The sequence below is a fragment of the Pseudoalteromonas sp. SK18 genome (assembly GCF_001974855.1).
Lineage (GTDB): Bacteria > Pseudomonadota > Gammaproteobacteria > Enterobacterales > Alteromonadaceae > Pseudoalteromonas.
Genome location: NZ_MTQB01000007.1, coordinates 105,330 through 122,411, shown reverse-complemented (window position 1 = coordinate 122,411; position 17,082 = coordinate 105,330). Strand labels below are relative to the sequence as shown.

Below are 17,082 nucleotides of genomic sequence, written 5' to 3'. Positions count from 1 at the left end.
CACTGTAATTATATACATATTTTAGGTTAATCATCACATGCTATCGAGCTCACTAAAAAAAACAATTAGACAAGTACACCAGCATGTTGCAAATAACCTAACCGATTACCGTCCTCGTAGTAGTCAAAACTACCTAGTTGCTGAAATAGCAAAAACATTAGCCGGTGAATACCATAAAAAACAACGTATTTGTGTTATTGAAGCAGGTACTGGCACCGGCAAGTCATTAGCTTACTGTCTAGGCGCTCTGCCACTGGCATTAGCACAAAAAAAGAAATTGGTTATTTCCACAGCTACTGTGGCTTTGCAAGAGCAACTAATCGCTAAAGAGCTACCATTTTTTAAAAAGCACTCAGGGCTCGATTTTAAATTTGATTTAGTAAAAGGCCGCCAACGTTATATTTGCGCTCACAAACTTCACAATGCACTAAACAGCGATAGCCAAACTCAAATGGAGTTTATGCCTACCCTTACATCGCCACTAAGTGATATGGAAACTAAGTGCTTAAAGCAACTTTATGATGCCTATGTCAATAAAAAATGGCAAGGCGATAGAGACAGCTGGGCCGATACCATCCCTGATAGGGTATGGGGACTAATCGCTTGCGATAAGCATGCTTGCCAACGCCAGATGAAAGCACACCAAACATGTCCTTTTCAACTCGCCCGCCAGCAGTTAATGCAAATGGATGTTTTAGTTATAAACCATTCGTTACTGTTAGCTGATTTAGATTTAGGGGGCGGAAAAATTTTACCCGAACCCGACAACACCATTTATGTAATCGATGAAGCGCATCACCTTGCGCATATTACCCGCGATTTTTCATCTGCTGCAGCTACAATAAAAGGCACGATAGATTGGCTCGACAAACTCACTAAATTTAGTGGCAAAATGGCCAAAGTGTTAGTGGGTCAAAAAGGTATTGGGCAAAACTTTAAGTTATGCGATAGCGTTAACGATGCCAACAAAGATTTAAAAGTGGTGCGCGATATTCTAGACAACGCCGATTTTGAATATTCAAAAGACGATACCTATCGCTTTGAACATGGTGAAATACCTAAATCGTTACACGCTAAGGCAAAAGACATTAGTGAGGCTACGCTTGATGCTTTACGGTGTTTGAATAAAATGCACGATACCCTCACCCAAGATGTAAGCGACGGTGATATTAAACCTTATATTGCCGACCCCATTCTGGCTGAAAGTGGGCAATACATAAACCGATTAGAACAACTTAATAAATTATGGTTTAGTTACGCCACTAAAGGCGAAGGCACACCGCATGCGCGTTGGATAAAGCGACTTGAATATAAAAGCCATCATGATCACTTGCTTAGCGACTGCCCCATTGAGGTCGGTTACTATTTAAAAGATAAGCTGTGGAGCGAGTGTGCTGGAGCCGTGTTATGTTCAGCTACCTTGAGCGCACTAGGCTCATTTGATCATTTTGCCTATGAAAGTGGCCTTGCTAAAGAAGAAGGGGTAAAGTTTATTAAAGTCCCCTCCCCGTTTGACTACCCTAAACAAGCTACTTTGCGCATTCCGACGTCAAGTATAGAGCCAACAGATAAAGAATTTAGCGATCATATTGCTAAAACGTTACCCGAGTATCTAAACACTAAAAAGGCCAACTTAGTGTTATTTGCCTCGTACTGGCAAATGGATCATGTAAGTAAGTTTCTTAGAACAAAAGGATTTAACTTATTAGTACAAGGTGAAATGTCACGGGAAGCTTTACTCAAATTACACACTAAAAATATTGATGAAGGCAAAGGCAGTATTTTATTTGGCACCCAAAGCCTTTCTGAAGGCCTTGATTTACCTGGTAAATATTTAGAAAATCTAATTATTACAAAAATTCCATTTGCGGTGCCCACCTCGCCTATCGAAGAAGCACAAGCGGAGTTTGTGCAAAGTAAAGGCGGTAATCCATTTTTATCTATAACCGTGCCAGACGCAGCAAAGAAATTGGTACAAAGCTGTGGTAGACTGCTGCGCAAAGAAAGTGATATTGGCACAATAACTATTTTAGATAGACGCTTAATCACCAAACGATATGGCAAAGCCATGCTCGACACCTTACCACCTTTTAAAAGACAAATAGATTACTGATGTTTGAACTTGCACTCGACCCAACGACTTGGGCTATTTTATGTGGCGTTGCACTTTTAGCTGGCTTTATTGATGCTATTGCTGGCGGTGGTGGTTTACTCACTGTACCGGCACTGTTAACGGCGGGATTACCTCCTCATTTAACGCTTGGCACTAATAAATTGGCCGCCAGTTTTGGCTCGTTAACCGCCAGTATTACCTATTATAAAAAACAATTATTTAACCCGAAGTTCTGGCTCGCCTCTATTTTGGCCACCGCTATAGGCGCTTTACTGGGCACTCTGCTTGTTGATCATTTAAGCATCGACTTTTTAAACAAGTTGCTGCCTATAATCATTATCCTAGTGGCTTGTTATAGTTTGTTTGGTAACTTAAGCACCACACAAAGTGATGCGCTCCCTAAGCTCACTCCCGCTTTAAAAGTAAAACAATGGTTACAGGGGCTCAGTTTAGGTTTTTTTGATGGTTTAGCCGGCCCTGGTGCGGGTACCTTTTGGACTGCCTCAAACGGTATGCTTTATAAAATGAGTTTGTTACTCAATTGTGGTTTGGCGCGTTCAATGAACTTTGTTTCTAACTTTATCTCGCTGATCACCTTTGTTGTACTTGGCCATGTTAACTTTTTACTGGGAATTACAATGGGCTTCTTTATCATGCTTGGTGCATGGTTTGGCGCACATTCAGCGATTCGTTTTGGCAGTAAATTTATTCGCCCAGTATTTAATACGATGGTTATACTTTTAGCATTAAAACTAATTTACGAGGCATACTTTTAACATGCAACCTGCCGCTTTAGATAAACTACGCCAACAAGTTGCCACGCTTAAGCAACAGGCAGAGCAATTTGACAAAGCAAAGCTCTTTTCTAAAAATCGGTATATGCAGGCACAGCCGAGCTTATTTGACAGAGCCGTATTTAGTACCAAAAGCATGAACTTAGCCGACTATGTAGTAGAAATAGAAGATGAAATAGCTAGCCTACCACCGAGCGAACACCGTCATGCTTACACCTATGCACTTGAGCGTATTGCCAGTCAGGTACAAGCAGTATTTAATGTTATTAAATCGACCCCTATTTGGGTGAAAGAAAACAAAAGCCATTATAAGCCTCGTGCTAAACAGCCTGTTTATAAACAAGCAGTGCAAAAAATCATGCAATCATCTCATGAGTTATATGACGAACTTAAACAAAACCATGAATTTGAACGCCGCCTGGTATTAATGATTGAAGAGCGTAAATTACAGATGGAAAAAGCATCACCAGCGCAAGCACAAAAGCTTAATCAAGAAATTTTAACTACTCATGCACGACTCGGGCGTTGTAGAAAAGCGATTTCTGCCACCGAAGACAAAATTCAACAAGTAGAAAAACAACAGCTACGCTAATGCAGCTTTTTTATCACGACCTGTACTCGCAATTAGAGTTACCTGAACGCCATCGCTTTCCAATTAAAAAGTATCAGCAGCTTAAACATGAAGTTGAATGTTTAGGCTATACCCAGTTTATATCGCCTTCGCCTGCAACAATATCGCAATTAAACTTGTGCCATAACTCAGATTATATTGCTAACTTTTTAAACGGGTCGTTAACTGACAAAGCGGTGAAGAAAATGGGATTCCCTCATTCTCCTGAACTTGTTGAGCGAACACTTTACTCTGTTGGTGCCAGTATTCAAGCCGCTGAAAGTGCACTTAAAAGTGGTTTAGCGGCTAATTTAAGTGGCGGCTACCACCATGCTTATAGCAATTACGGTAGTGGCTTTTGTATTTTTAATGATTTAGCCATTGCGGCAGCGCATCTTATTACAACGGAGCAAGCCGACGCCGTATTAATCTTTGATTGTGACGTACACCAAGGTGATGGTACCGCGCAAATAACCCAACAGCACGAGCAGATAATTAGTTGTTCAATTCACTGTGAACAAAATTTTCCTCGGCAAAAACAGCTCTCAAACTACGACTTTGGCTTACCTGCAAACACCACAGATGCAGAGTATTTAACAACACTAGAGCAAGCTCTTGAGTTATGTGTTCGTCTCCACCAGCCCGATATTATTTTATATAATGCGGGCGCCGATATTTATACCAAAGACGAACTCGGCTTATTTGATGTTTCTCTAGCTGGTGTGTATAAACGCGACTTTGCTGTTCTTAACTTTTGTAAGCAGCGAAACACACCGCTGATGTGCGCTTTAGGTGGCGGTTATCAACGTAACATCAACAATTTAGTTAGTGTCCATAAGCAACTATTTAAAGCGGCTCTCGATTTATAACAATCCTTGGTATAGACTCATTACAGACAATAAAAAAGAGTGACAGGAATATGCGATTAGATGACGACATACACAATTTTTACGAAAAACTCGTTTTAGAAGAAATAGAAAAACGTAAACTTAATGAACGTTACAACGACGATGTAATGGCTGACTTTTGCTGCACCGTACTCAATCAATTACCCCCACGTTATATTAGATACGATGTAGATATGGCGTTTTATTTAACTCAAACAGATCGTTTAGATATGCAGCAACGCGTAGAAGTTGCCATTAATTTTGCGATTGATCAGATTGCTAAAAAGAAAGATATTAATGAGTAACCCGTTAGAAGAAGCTCCTACACACGTGAAACTGGCTGTTGATTTAATTATGATTTTAGAGCAACACGATGTAGAGCCAGAAGAAGTATTAAAAGCGCTCGATATCGTAAAAAGTGACTTTGAGAAAAAGCTAGTTAACAACTAGCTTCATTCAATTGTGTCTACTTCATACACAGTGACAACACCGTCATGTTTACTACAATCAATTTTAATTTCGCCGAATGTGCGCCTAGGTGATGTTGACCTACGGCATGTCATGTTTTGAGCTTTAACACCAAATTGTTCAATATAAACGGCGACAATTGCATCTATTTCTTGTTTGTCTTCTGTTGTCGCAGCGGCATAAAAAGTATCATATTGTTGTGACCAATTTTCAACGCCAGCTTCTGCAGCAACACCCAACCACCCCATACCAAACTTAGTTGATTGCTCTAAATATTGTCCTTTTAAAAACATAAACGCTAGGGTGTATTGTGCACTTTTATAACCCAATGCAGCGGGTTCTTCTAAATAGTTAAAAGCCTCTTCAAACTCCCCTTTTCTGTATGCCTTAACACCATTATATTCTTTTTTCTTCATGGTATTATCGCTGTAAAGACTTATTGGTGACGAATTACAGCCAGTTATTAAAGCCATCAATACCAGCAAAGTGGCACTCAATTGTCGATGATTCATTATTATCCTTAATTTATTATTGTTTTTGCCCAGAAACATACATCACTTTTAAAGCATCTGCCCTAAAACCTGTTAACATAAATTTAATATTATCATGGGATTGCAAAGCTTACAGCGATTATTTTTATAAGCGCAGTTTTAACCGCCCATTTAAAAATAGATAAACCTAATTTTTTAATACCCTGTGTTTATACCCAAGTTACTTTAAGTACAATACATTTAACTGGCTCAAATTTATCACTGGCTGTCTGTTTGTTGAACTAGTAGTAATAACTGCGCGGCCGCTTTGGCATCGTCTAATGCACGGTGATGGTTGGTTAAGTCTAAATTAAAGTGTGCAGATAAATTTCCCAGCGAATACGACTTTAATCCCTTAAATGCTTTACGTGATTCAACAACGGTACATAGTTTTGGCATTTTAAAGTTGATTCCCAGCCCCTCAAGCTCTTTTTTAATAAAGCCATAATCAAAATTAACATTGTGAGCGACAAAAATACTACCCGAAAGCTTATCTAATAAAGTCGAAGCAATGTCGCTAAATATAGGCGCATCACTTACCATGGCGTCGTTAATACCAGTTAGTTTGGTAATAAAACGAGGGATGGGTCGCTCTGGGTTTATCAATGTGGTCCATGTATCAACTATTTCGCCCTGCTTTACTTTAACAATACCAATTTCGGTAATGCGGTTACCGCCTTTGAGGCCTCCTGTAGTTTCAATATCAACTACACTATAAATACGGTTAGGGTCTACATACCAGTTTACCGCTGCAATATTTACGATAAAGCCACAGCTTTTTAAATTATCGATACTCACTAGCTGGTTTCTTTTAAGCTTATCGCCAGGTGCTTTAACCTCTTCAAAATGAACGGCATTGTTATCAACAATCATTAAATCGGGGTAACCATCTTTTAGCTGTCGGTAGTTCTTTGCCATGTTTTTTAAATGCTGAAGTAAAACGGTTATTGGACTATTTAATATAAGCATCTCTACTGGCTTTAATACATCTGGGTGCCACCTAAATAAGCCATTTGGTTGCTCATAATACTTTGCGGCATGGTGACACACTAAACGCAGCAATTTCTGGGCACTATTACACGCAGCCAGCCGCGCTTCTATTTGTGAGGATTGATTTAAATAAAAGGTGTCTGTTTTTAACGCTTGAGGGAAAATATCAAATTCATTACAAGGCGGTGTCGGGGTTTCAATAAAGAGTTCTTGCCAAAAAACCAGCGCAAATAAGCTTTGCCATAAAGTATTTTCAGTATAAAAAACCTGTTTTCCTTGACGAGTGTAGTGATCGCTTACACCTAACTCAACATCGCCACGGTAAAGTTCATCAACGTCTATAATGCAGCGTGTACTGGCTAACATTTCACTGAGTCGCGAACGGGTTTGCTTGTTAAATTTACGCATTAAAAAGTCATCTGCAAAATACAGTAGCTCATCACTAAGCGGGTTTTCTATAATCTTCTCAAGCTGCGCTTTTACCCATTCTTTATTGCCTAAACGGTATTGCTCTCTTATTTGAATTTCTAAGGCTTGTGCATCGTCTTCGCAGGCATTAAGTACATCAAACGCAAGTGTTGGGTTAGTTGTTTTTAGTTGCTTATAAAGCATAACCAGTAACTTGTTTTTTAACTCTTGTGCAATAACCCCTACCGCTACTTCATTCATTAACCGCTTTGCTAGTCCCTCTCTTTCATTGTCATCTTTTGTATTTTTAAGCGTTAGTCGCAAACGGTTTAATGCATAGTTAGACTGCGCTTCCTTTATTGAATCAAAGCGCGATAAGCTTTCATTATGCTCTTGCCTAACAGGTGTTACGCCTAAATCTCGCAATACAAATCGATTTTGATGATTAATATCACCTGCACTGAGCCTGCCAATATATAAAAATTCAAAATACTCGTAATACTCTTCTCTATTATTTATCACGTACTGATTATATAAGTGTGCAAGACACTCTGGCTTAGATTCAAAGAATGAAATAGCTATTTCAACTAAGTTACTTTTAGCAGCGCTTTTTTTAAATAATGGCGTTTGTTCTTGCTTTTCTAACAGCTCTATTAAGGCCGGTTTTGTTAGGTGCCTTAGTAGTTGCCTATGATCTTTATCAGAAGGTTCAGCAATTAACTTTACCGCTTTTAAGTTAAAAAGTGCTTGGTATGGCAAGCTAATTTCTTCGTAGTTTAATGATTGGGTTTGTACTAAGTAAGGTTTACGAGAATAAATACGCGCCAACATACACTGGCTTTGCTCGTCGAGCGTATTTATTTTATTAATAAATGACATATGCTTTTGCTCGAGTAAATGCACGCATTTCTCACTAACAAACGTTAATAGCTCTCTAAAATGTGCCAAATAATATTTCGCTGGTAACTCTTTTTTCATAAAACCGCCCATACTGTATATAAAAACAGTATCTAGCATCTCATTATTTTTATCAACCCAATAAAATTTTTTTATGCATACGTATTACTATTGAAATATCTTTTTTAGCGTGATTACTCTGTGCTAAGGTTGCCAGCAAATTTAGTGCTACTTTAATTACACATAATAAAAATTAGGATTGAACAACATGACAACACAGCATGCAACTAAAGGTGAGCATAGCGCAGAGACAACGTGCTCACTTTTATATGTTATTTTTATATCGGCCGTTGCCGCTATTGGTGGCTTTTTATTTGGTTTTGATTCGGGCGTTATAAACGGCACTGTATCGGCATTAGGTAAGACATTTAATTCAAGCAGTGTTGCAACTGGTTTTAATGTTGCGTCTGTTTTATTAGGTTGTGCATTGGGTGCTTTAGCGGCTGGCCCATTAGCTGATAAGTTTGGTCGTCGCGTTATTATGATTGTTACTGCCATTATATTTGCAGTCAGCGCTTTTGGCTCTGGGATTGCCGACAGTTCCGCTGAGTTTATTTTTTACCGCTTATTTGGCGGATTAGGCATAGGTGCAGCCTCTGTTTTAGCGCCTGCTTATATTGCAGAAGTAGCACCAGCAAGTTTACGTGGTCGTTTAGCGACATTGCAACAACTCGCTATTGTTCTGGGCTTATTTGCAGCCTTTTTAAGTAATTACCTAATTGCTAACGCCGCTGGCGGTGCCGAAGGTATTTTAATGTTCGATTTAGCCGCATGGCGCTGGATGTTTTGGGCTGAACTTGTTCCTGCAGGGTTATTTTTAATTGGCGTACTTTTTATTCCTGAGTCACCGCGTTACCTAGTCGCACAAGGTAAACTTAAACACGCTAAAACTGTATTTAACAAAATCTCAAATGACGATGCTGATACACAAATCAGTGACGTGAAGCAGTCTCTGCAAAGTGATAAAAAACCAAGTATTCGCGACTTATTTATTGATGGCAGTAAAAAAGTACACCCTATTGTTTGGGTGGGTGTGGCTTTATCGGTTTTCCAACAATTTGTTGGTATTAACGTGGTATTTTATTACGGCTCAGAGCTTTGGCAAGCGGCTGGTTTTGATGAATCACAATCACTGTTTATTAATGTACTTGCCGGTACTACTAATATTTTATCTACCTTTATAGCTATTGCTTTAGTCGATAAAGTAGGCCGTAAGCCACTATTATTGGTAGGTAGCATAGGTATGTTTATTAGTTTAAGTGCACTTACCTATACCTTTGGAAGTGCAGGCCTTGATGAAGCAGGCAAGTTAGCACTTAGCGAAAATATGGGTACCTTTGCATTAATAATGGCTAATTTGTTTGTGGTATTTTTTGGCTTAAGTTGGGGCCCTATAGTGTGGGTGCTACTTGGCGAAATGTTTAATAACCGTATTCGCGGTGCGGCCCTTGCTGTTGCAGCTAGCGCGCAATGGATAGCTAACTTTGCTATTACTATGACCTTCCCGATTATGCTCGGCAGTATTGGTTTAGCTGGCGCTTATGGCTTTTATGCCTTATCGGCATTTATTAGTGTATTTTTTGTGGTCAAATACATCAAAGAAACACGCGGTATGAAATTAGAGTCAATGTAATTATTTAGCCTGAGTAGCATCGACTTTCCATTAGTTTACTCAGGCTAATCCCCATTCTATTATCTTATTTTTCTGCTCATAAAACTAATTAGATACATTTAACCATTTGGCAAGCGAATACTCTCTGGCACGGTGTCAGCTTTTGCCTGTTGAACTATTATCAACTGAGTATATTACCAATCACAGTGTATAAATCATCACTATTAATTGGTTTGGCAATAAAGTCATCCATACCGGCTATTAAGCATCGCTGTTTATCTTCTTCATAAGCATTAGCCGTAATCGCTACTATAGGCACTCGCCAACCTGTTTTAAGTTCCATAACTCTAATCGTACGTGTGCATTCATAACCATCCATGTTAGGCATTTGGCAATCCATTAAAATCAAATCAAACGATTGCTCTTTTAATACATCAAGAGCCTTAATACCATCCTCGGCCATAACAACCACAGCTTTAGTCGGCTCCAACATTTTTGAAATAACCTGCCGATTTATCGCATTATCTTCTACCAACAGTATGTGCTTACCTAGTAGATTTGGTTGCAAAGCTGCTTTTTTAGGTAAGGTTGAGGGAGCGTCTGCTGACTCTGGTGCGCTAATACTAAACGCAAACGTACTACCTTTACCTTCTTCGCTGTGCAACTGAATTTCACCGCCCATCATTTTTATCAGCTTTTGAGAAATAGCTAACCCGAGCCCTGTTCCCCCATATTTACGAGCAACGCCCACATCAGCTTGAGTAAATTCGCTAAATAACAGTGATTGCTGTGCCTTCGCAATACCGATGCCACTATCTTCAACGCTAATTTGAAGCTTATTATCGTGATAATCAAACGACAAATTCACAAAGCCTTGCTGCGTAAATTTATACGCATTAGAGAGTAAATTAATGATCACCTGATTTAAGCGTAATTCATCAACACTAATGCACAGTGGTAAATTCTTAGATTGAATAACCGTAAACTCTACCTCTTTGGCAGCAACAATCGAGGAAAATAAAGAACGTATATTTTCGATAAATGGAGTTAGCTGCGTGGGCTTAATATTTAGCTCCATGGCATTTGCTTCAATTTTAGAAAAATCTAAAATATCGTTAAGAATATTAAGCAAGTTTTTTGCACTTTTTTGCTGTGTGATTAACAACTCCTTTTGTTCGGTACTTAAGGACTGATCTCGAAGCAAAACCTCTCCCATACCTAATATGCCATTCATAGGTGTTCGAAGTTCGTGACTCATGTTTGCTAAAAATTGTGACTTAGCAATATTTGCTTCATTGGCGAGTTTAACTGCTTGTGTTAATTCAGTTGTTTGCTCTGCGACTTTCTCTTCTAATTGCTGATTAAAATGACTAAGCTGTTTATTGAGATCTTCATTTTTTACATTAGAAGCTTGCAAACTTTTAATTGAGTGTTGTAGTGCATTGCCCAACATTTCAAATTGTTGCTGTAGTTGCAGCACTTCATACCAACTAGAATCTGTATTAAATACGTGTTTTTTAGTTTTACTAAAGCTATTAATTAAATGAGTGAGCTCTATGATGGGTTTAACCAACAAATGGGTAAATTTATGAATAAATAAAACCACTAGTGCAATAGAGCATAATCCTAATAACATAGTAGGCAACCATGCAGCCACTACCACCATAGTTAAATGTTTACGATTATATAACGATATAACCTGCCAACCTGTGTTGTCGTCAACATACTGATTTGTATGGTACATCTCGTTATCATTTGAGCGAAAAAGTTGATTGCCACTGAGGCTTTGAAGACTAAGTTCCTGCTGCTTAAAATCACTGAGCGCAGCAAACTGGCTTAACGAACTAAATACCACTTTTTTATCTGCATCTAGAACAAGTAAATCCCCATTATATTCAAATAAATTTGGTATAAACCGCTCTAATTGATCTAGCTTAAGTGATCCCTCAACGACCCCATAAAACTCATCATTTTTATAAATCGGGGCGGAAAGCGCTACAATGGGTTGATCGCCTAATCCTCTGCCTTGAAAAACACCACTGATGTAGCCCAACGGGAACTGCTGAGCTTGAGCAAAATAAGGACGATCATTAATATAACGCTGACTCTGACTCAAACCACTGAGCAATTCACTCGGTATACTTTTCTCGACATAACCTTCAGAGCTGGCATATAGACTAGTTACAAAGCCAGGATATAATTCTATTAGCCGCTCTAACTGCTGTTGTATTGATACCCCAGCACTTATTGCATCACTGGTTATTACCATGGCACTTTTATGAAACAATAAATAATCACTCAGCTGGGCACTGATCGAACGAGATTTTTCTTTAAGTTGAGTGTTTACTTCGTATTCTAAGCGCGAATAATGCTGATTAACCAAAAAGACACTGGTGATCAAAACCACTAAAGCAATAATTATACTTACAACATAGCTTAATATTCGGGCCAGAGGCTGCCCTTGATAAGCTCGGCTTGCATGGGGGACAAATATACTCACCAAGTCGACCAAAGCCAACGCTATCATAGCATTGATTAAGTATTTTGAGGCAGCCACAACAAGTGTGAGCCAAGGCAGGCCTATAACAAAGTGACCCAAAACCCACACCAGTGGTAAGCCCACTAAAAACCAAAATACGGCGCCTAAAGGAAGTATTGGCTTAGAACGCTTTAAACAAAAGGCATAAAGCCAAAATAGCTCAAGTAAATAAACAACACTGGTCCAGCTATGCCCCCAGCGATAAAATAAAAAACCAGTTACAATTGCTAAACTAAGAAGAGAATAACGAAGCCCTGCAAACACTAGGCTAAGTATTACAAACGCCTGACCAAATAAAAATTCAGAGCTATCAAAAAAATACAGAGGTAGAAGGTTAGCGCAACCTCCAATAAGCCCGAGTAATATTGCCAGCGCCCATTTATTCCTCTGAGATGTCATATTGACCCTTTATAGCTTTATTGAACACCTGCGGTGTATAGTATAATCGCGAGTTTTAATTATTACTTACCCATTAGCTATTGTCTATAATGACAAAAAATTAGCTAAGTGCGTAAAAGCTAGAATTAGCGTACGAATAACAAAATAAATATTAGAAAATAGATAAATGGAATTTTAATACACCCAAATGAGGAATTTGGGTGGCAGTCTTACCAGCCACATCTCGGCACACACGTCACAAACTGTGGCTGCTCCCTTCCGGGCCTGACCAGGTTCGCCTGCTAGTGTTGCGAGAGGACCAATAAGACTACCATTGAGGGCCTTGGTTGGCGCGATTGAGATTATCTCTACTTTTGCTCTGTTATTCAAGGGATAATCAAAAAAGAAAGTGCGATTGCATACTTCATATACAATCGCAGTCTATTTAGGTGTTAAAGCGATTATTAATTGCTCTCTAACTCAGCTTTAATGTTACGTAGTGCCGCTTTTACTTTTTTCATGTTCTCTGGACCCATGCGTAAAAGTTGCTTTTGCGCAGCGGGTAATTGCTCCCATTCAGAAAACGCATACTGATAAGTCACTGAGTCACGTAATAGAGGTAAACTGCCTTTTGGCTCAGGAGTATCAAGTAACAGGTCAATGGCATCTTCAAGTGTTTGAGTAAACTCATCATCACCATAGCCTATTTCAGTGTATGCGCTATTGATCAGCGGTTTATATTCTTCATATAAGCGCACGGTTTGTGCTGCACTCATACTTGTTAATATTTTTACATACGGGGTATAGCGTTCATAGCTATTAGGATCAATTGTTAAAATATCGCCTTCGTTTACGCTAAAACCCTCTTCTAATTTTGCAACTGGAGTATGCTTAGTAGCCACTTTGCCTTTTGCTAAATTATCGACAAACACTACGCCACGACGAATAACATCATCATTTAACACTAAGCTCATCGCTACATCACCCAAGTATTCATCTAATTTTGCAATGACTACAGGGTCGCTGTCGTTTAACGTTGGTAAAGGCACAACTTCGGCTTCGGGCTCAACCTCTGGACGCTGAGCTGGAACGGCTAATTCGGCAGGTTTTTCAGGTTTAACAGAAGGCGCACCTACCACAGGGTCGTTTTCAGGCTTTAGCTCCATAATAGGTTGCTCTTTTACCGGTTCTTCAACCTGCATTACTGTTTTTGGAGATTCACTTGGTTTTAATAAAACAAACGCAACGGCAATAATGATGATTAGTAAAATAACCCCTGCAAAAATAAGGTTGTTATTCGGCGGACGTTTTTGAACGTCTGATCCTGATGGTTTATCTGACATACGAACTCCATAAATATAAAAATGCGATACTGTTTAGAGTACTCTAAACAGATTTAATTCATAATTTACACCAATATTTATTAATGTAAGTTATGTATCCTTTGATTCTTCTAGCTTAAAGACTTACAGTGAATAAATAAAGTAAAGACAGTGAACAGTTTAAATACGTAACATGAAAATTAAGCAAGTCGATCCTAGTAAACCAAAAGTGGCTTTATTACTCACCGGTGGTGGTGCCCGAGCAGCTTACCAAGTGGGCGTGTTAAAAGCATTAGCGCAAAGTATGCCCAGAACTGCCCCACTGCCCTTTAGAGTGATAAATGGTACATCTGCTGGCGCAATTAATTCTGCGGCGTTAGCATGTTACGCTTCATGTATGCATTTAGCCGTTAGAAAGCTAGAGACAGTATGGAAAAACTTTTCCACCTCTATGGTATACAAAAGTGACTTTTTGAGTGTGTTTGGTCATATTACTCGTAATATTTTAACTAGTTTTCAGTCTGAGCATATAAACCATCCACCGGCGAGCTTGCTGAATAATCGACCACTTAGAAAACTGTTAAACGATATTCTTGATTTACATCGAATTGAACGTAACTTACATCGTGACTACTTAGAGGCGCTGTCGATTACAGCATCTAGTTATACGACCGGTGATTCTGTTGCTTTTTTTCAGTCAAATACGCAGCATTCTTGGCAGCGAGCAAAACGCGAAGGTCGCGCTACGCGAATTAATGTTGAGCATTTAATGGCCTCAAGTGCTATTCCTATGGTTTTTCCTAGTGTAAATATTTATAACCACTACTTTGGTGATGGTTCTATACATCAACTTTCACCTTTAAGCCCGTCCATTCACTTAGGGGCAAATAAAATATTTATTATTGGTGTTGAACAACCCAAGGAACCTCACCCTCCAGGTTACTCTGCGCATTTCCCCGGGCTTTCTGCTGTAGCAGGCCACTTACTCGACAGTGTATTTACCGATACCATGCAGTCTGATTTAGAACGATTAGATCGAGTAAATCGTACGCTGGGGTTATTACCCGATAGACAAAAGCATCAAGAGTTAAAACAAATAGACAGCTTTATCATTAACCCCTCGCAAAACTTTAATGCAATTGCAGCGCAATACTATGATGATATGCCTTGGGCAATTAAAGTGTTACTGCGCATGATCGGTGTAAAAAAACGCTCTCAGTCGAGTTTAACCAGTTACTTATTATTTGAAAAACGCTACACCCAGCACTTAATTCAAATTGGATACGAAGATGGTATGAAGCAACTACCCGAGATAAGGAAGTTTTTAGAGCTAGACTAGGGGCTGTTAATCTTTAAAGGTTAACAGGCTCTAACTTACTCAATGCCATCAAGTAAGTAATGCTCAACATGCTCCACTCGCCTCGGTTTACCTTGCAATACTAAAATATCATTTGCATATAGTATGGTATGCTCTTGTGGCATCTCTATTTCTTCCCCCTCACGACGCAACGCCTTAATTAGCACTTTTCTTTTACCTAAATTAAGCTCACTAATAGCCTTGTTTACCGCAAATGCTTTATCCGGCAAGGCAATGACATGTAAGTACTCTAAGCGTTCGGGCAAATTGGTATCGCTTTCGATATTTTCGCCTGCAAAAAAACTTTGCAATAGCTTATAGCGATTACGCCTCTCACTACTAACGCGACGAATTATTCGGCTCATTGGCACACCCGACATAGACAACACATGTGAGACCAGCATTAAGCTTGCCTCTAATGCCTCAGGAACAACCTCAGTGACGCCTAAATCTTTTAAACGCTCTAGTTGACTGTCGTCACGGGTTCTTATGAGTATTTTTACCTTAGGAGCAACCTGTTTTATGGCATCAATCACTATTTGAGTTTGTTGAAATTCCGTAAAAGTAATAATCACTAAGCGTGCCCGCTCTACCCCAGCACACTTTAAAATATCTTTTTGTTCGACGTGACCAAACAATAAAGGCTCACCCGCCGCTTTTCCTTCCTGTACTAAAATGGGATCGCTTTCAATGGCCACATAATCAATAGCCTCTGGCGATAAAAAGCGAGCAATGGTTTGCCCTACCCGAGAAAACCCACATATGACTACATGGTTATGATAAAGCGGACTGCTTTGCGGCTCGTCTTCATAGGTAAACTTAGCGCGCTCTAACATTCCCAGTCGCTTTAAAATAAAGGGAGTCTTATCGATTAAATACGGGGTGAGTGCCATAGAAATTACGCCCATGGCAATTAAAAATGAGACTTGCTCCACATTTAGTAAGTCATGCTGTGCTGCGAGTGCTATTAACACAAAACCAAACTCACCCATTTGCCACAGCATAATAGCGCACGCTAACGCGTCTTGTTTTCGCTCACCCATAAACAAAGACGAGACGGTAACTACGGCAATTTTTAAAATTAAAATACCAACTAAGGCTGCAATAATGATACCTGTATTATCAAATACAAAGCTTATATCTAGCTGCATACCTACGGTGACAAAAAATAGCCCCATTAAAATATCACGAAACGGGCGAATATCCGCTTCTAACTGATGGCGATAATGGCTCTCCCCAAGCATCATACCCGCTAAAAAAGCCCCTAATGCCATTGATAAGCCAAATGAATAAGTAAGTAAACCCGCAAATAAAGCAACTAATAAAGTGGTTAATACAAACAGTTCATCGCTTTTTGCTAATGCCACTTCATTAAAGACTTTAGGTAAAACCCATTTACCAATAGCCCATAACAACACACATACAAACGCACCTTTAGTGAGTGCAAATAACAAAGCCCAGCCAATACCATTTGAATCATTGCTGGCAAACAAAGGCAAAATAATCAGTAATGGCACAACGGCAATATCTTGAAATAATAAAACGCCGATTGCCAATTGCCCACGGCGTTTATTTAAATCACCGCTCTCTTTTAATAATTTGGCAACCACCGCAGTAGAGGAGAGCGTAATAATAATGCCAATGGTAAAACTGGTTAATAAATTAAAATTTAATAAATGCAGAATCACAATCAGCAAAATACTACTAACAAATACTTGTAGCGACCCTAAACCAAATACAATATTACGCATCGCCATTAGGCGCGATACAGAAAACTCCAAACCTAAGCTAAACAGCAAAAATACAATACCTAGCTCTGCAATAAAGTCCATTTCATGGCTTTGCGTCATCCAGCCAACACCATGACCACCCGCTAATAAACCCACAGCCAAATAAGCCAACACAGGGGGAAGCCCTATGCGCTTAAATAGCCATACAAATAAAACCGCAGCGACTAAAAGTCCAAAAATCTGAGCATTAATACTTTGCAACGCAAACCTTATAACAATCTATGGGGTGTGACTTAACTATAGCAACCGCATAAGTTTCAGCCAGAATTAAAATGTGGCACGCGATCTGCTTAATTTACAAAAGTAATACTATAGGGGGAATAAATA

The 17,082-nt window shown here is 39.2% G+C and carries 13 protein-coding genes and 1 other RNA gene; 8 read left to right on the top strand and 6 right to left on the bottom strand.

All coding sequences use genetic code 11. From position 1 onward, the window contains the following. Positions 1–37 precede the first annotated feature (37 nt). From dinG to BW139_RS07440, 6 genes are read left to right on the top strand one after another with little or no spacing between them, the layout of a single operon-like run. A complete protein-coding gene (gene dinG / locus BW139_RS07465) occupies positions 38–2,113 on the top strand; it encodes an ATP-dependent DNA helicase DinG (RefSeq protein ID WP_076919242.1) in 2,076 nt (691 codons plus the stop codon). Then, positions 2,113–2,889 carry a TSUP family transporter gene (locus tag BW139_RS07460; RefSeq protein ID WP_076919241.1) on the top strand — a complete coding sequence of 259 codons (777 nt, stop codon included), beginning with the start codon at positions 2,113–2,115 and terminating at the stop codon, positions 2,887–2,889. Before dinG ends, BW139_RS07460 begins: the two co-directional genes overlap by 1 nt. Before the next feature lies 1 nt (position 2,890). After that, entirely contained in the window at positions 2,891–3,499 is a 609-nt protein-coding gene (locus tag BW139_RS07455) for a primosomal replication protein (protein ID WP_008109383.1), read from the top strand. Beyond that, entirely contained in the window at positions 3,499–4,386 is an 888-nt protein-coding gene (locus tag BW139_RS07450) for a histone deacetylase (RefSeq protein ID WP_076919240.1), read from the top strand. The genes BW139_RS07455 and BW139_RS07450 overlap by 1 nt, the downstream gene beginning before the upstream one ends. 50 nt (positions 4,387–4,436) lie before the next feature. Next, on the top strand, positions 4,437–4,709 hold the full coding sequence (locus BW139_RS07445; protein WP_076919239.1) for a late competence development ComFB family protein: 273 nt from the start codon (positions 4,437–4,439) through the stop codon (positions 4,707–4,709). Beyond that, positions 4,702–4,854, top strand: a complete 153-nt coding sequence (locus BW139_RS07440; RefSeq protein WP_076919238.1) for a YbaM family protein — start codon at positions 4,702–4,704, stop codon at positions 4,852–4,854. Before BW139_RS07445 ends, BW139_RS07440 begins: the two co-directional genes overlap by 8 nt. Positions 4,855–4,856: 2 nt before the next feature. Here the strand turns inward: BW139_RS07440 and BW139_RS07435 are convergent, their stop codons facing one another. Then, positions 4,857–5,384 carry a sel1 repeat family protein gene (locus BW139_RS07435; RefSeq protein WP_076919237.1) on the bottom strand — a complete coding sequence of 176 codons (528 nt, stop codon included), beginning with the start codon at positions 5,382–5,384 and terminating at the stop codon, positions 4,857–4,859. Positions 5,385–5,621: 237 nt separating this feature from the next. Next, a complete protein-coding gene (locus tag BW139_RS07430) occupies positions 5,622–7,778 on the bottom strand; it encodes an exonuclease domain-containing protein (RefSeq protein ID WP_076919236.1) in 2,157 nt (718 codons plus the stop codon). 187 nt (positions 7,779–7,965) lie between these two features. Between BW139_RS07430 and BW139_RS07425 the strand changes: the two genes are divergently transcribed. Further along, complete coding sequence (locus tag BW139_RS07425; protein WP_076919235.1) at positions 7,966–9,390, top strand: sugar porter family MFS transporter; 1,425 nt, start codon at positions 7,966–7,968, stop codon at positions 9,388–9,390. 160 nt (positions 9,391–9,550) lie between these two features. On the opposite strand, the gene BW139_RS07420 is transcribed toward BW139_RS07425, so the two are convergent. From BW139_RS07420 to BW139_RS07410, 3 genes are all read right to left on the bottom strand, one after another. Next, positions 9,551–12,307, bottom strand: a complete 2,757-nt coding sequence (locus tag BW139_RS07420) for a response regulator (RefSeq protein WP_076919234.1) — start codon at positions 12,305–12,307, stop codon at positions 9,551–9,553. Positions 12,308–12,514: 207 nt separating this feature from the next. After that, positions 12,515–12,611, bottom strand: an RNA gene (gene ffs / locus BW139_RS07415) — signal recognition particle sRNA small type. Between the two features lie 139 nt (positions 12,612–12,750). Then, complete coding sequence (locus BW139_RS07410; protein ID WP_076919233.1) at positions 12,751–13,629, bottom strand: DUF3014 domain-containing protein; 879 nt, start codon at positions 13,627–13,629, stop codon at positions 12,751–12,753. Between the two features lie 172 nt (positions 13,630–13,801). Between BW139_RS07410 and BW139_RS07405 the strand changes: the two genes are divergently transcribed. Continuing rightward, positions 13,802–14,947: a patatin-like phospholipase family protein gene (locus tag BW139_RS07405; RefSeq protein ID WP_076919232.1), complete on the top strand. Its 1,146-nt coding sequence runs from the start codon at positions 13,802–13,804 to the stop codon at positions 14,945–14,947. A 35-nt stretch (positions 14,948–14,982) separates the two neighbouring features. On the opposite strand, the gene BW139_RS07400 is transcribed toward BW139_RS07405, so the two are convergent. Further along, positions 14,983–16,956, bottom strand: a complete 1,974-nt coding sequence (locus BW139_RS07400) for a monovalent cation:proton antiporter-2 (CPA2) family protein (RefSeq protein ID WP_076919231.1) — start codon at positions 16,954–16,956, stop codon at positions 14,983–14,985. Positions 16,957–17,082 lie beyond the last annotated feature (126 nt).

What these genes read in the sequence shown, in the direction of transcription:
- BW139_RS07430 (WP_076919236.1), bottom strand. Translation starts at nt 7,778, where the DNA reads ATGAAAAAAGAGTTACCAGCGAAATATTATTTGGCACATTTTAGAGAG.
- BW139_RS07450 (WP_076919240.1), top strand. Translation starts at nt 3,499, where the DNA reads ATGCAGCTTTTTTATCACGACCTGTACTCGCAATTAGAGTTACCTGAA.
- BW139_RS07455 (WP_008109383.1), top strand. Translation starts at nt 2,891, where the DNA reads ATGCAACCTGCCGCTTTAGATAAACTACGCCAACAAGTTGCCACGCTT.
- BW139_RS07420 (WP_076919234.1), bottom strand. Translation starts at nt 12,307, where the DNA reads ATGACATCTCAGAGGAATAAATGGGCGCTGGCAATATTACTCGGGCTT.
- BW139_RS07445 (WP_076919239.1), top strand. Translation starts at nt 4,437, where the DNA reads ATGCGATTAGATGACGACATACACAATTTTTACGAAAAACTCGTTTTA.
- BW139_RS07440 (WP_076919238.1), top strand. Translation starts at nt 4,702, where the DNA reads ATGAGTAACCCGTTAGAAGAAGCTCCTACACACGTGAAACTGGCTGTT.
- BW139_RS07425 (WP_076919235.1), top strand. Translation starts at nt 7,966, where the DNA reads ATGACAACACAGCATGCAACTAAAGGTGAGCATAGCGCAGAGACAACG.
- BW139_RS07405 (WP_076919232.1), top strand. Translation starts at nt 13,802, where the DNA reads ATGAAAATTAAGCAAGTCGATCCTAGTAAACCAAAAGTGGCTTTATTA.
- BW139_RS07410 (WP_076919233.1), bottom strand. Translation starts at nt 13,629, where the DNA reads ATGTCAGATAAACCATCAGGATCAGACGTTCAAAAACGTCCGCCGAAT.
- dinG (WP_076919242.1), top strand. Translation starts at nt 38, where the DNA reads ATGCTATCGAGCTCACTAAAAAAAACAATTAGACAAGTACACCAGCAT.
- BW139_RS07460 (WP_076919241.1), top strand. Translation starts at nt 2,113, where the DNA reads ATGTTTGAACTTGCACTCGACCCAACGACTTGGGCTATTTTATGTGGC.
- BW139_RS07435 (WP_076919237.1), bottom strand. Translation starts at nt 5,384, where the DNA reads ATGAATCATCGACAATTGAGTGCCACTTTGCTGGTATTGATGGCTTTA.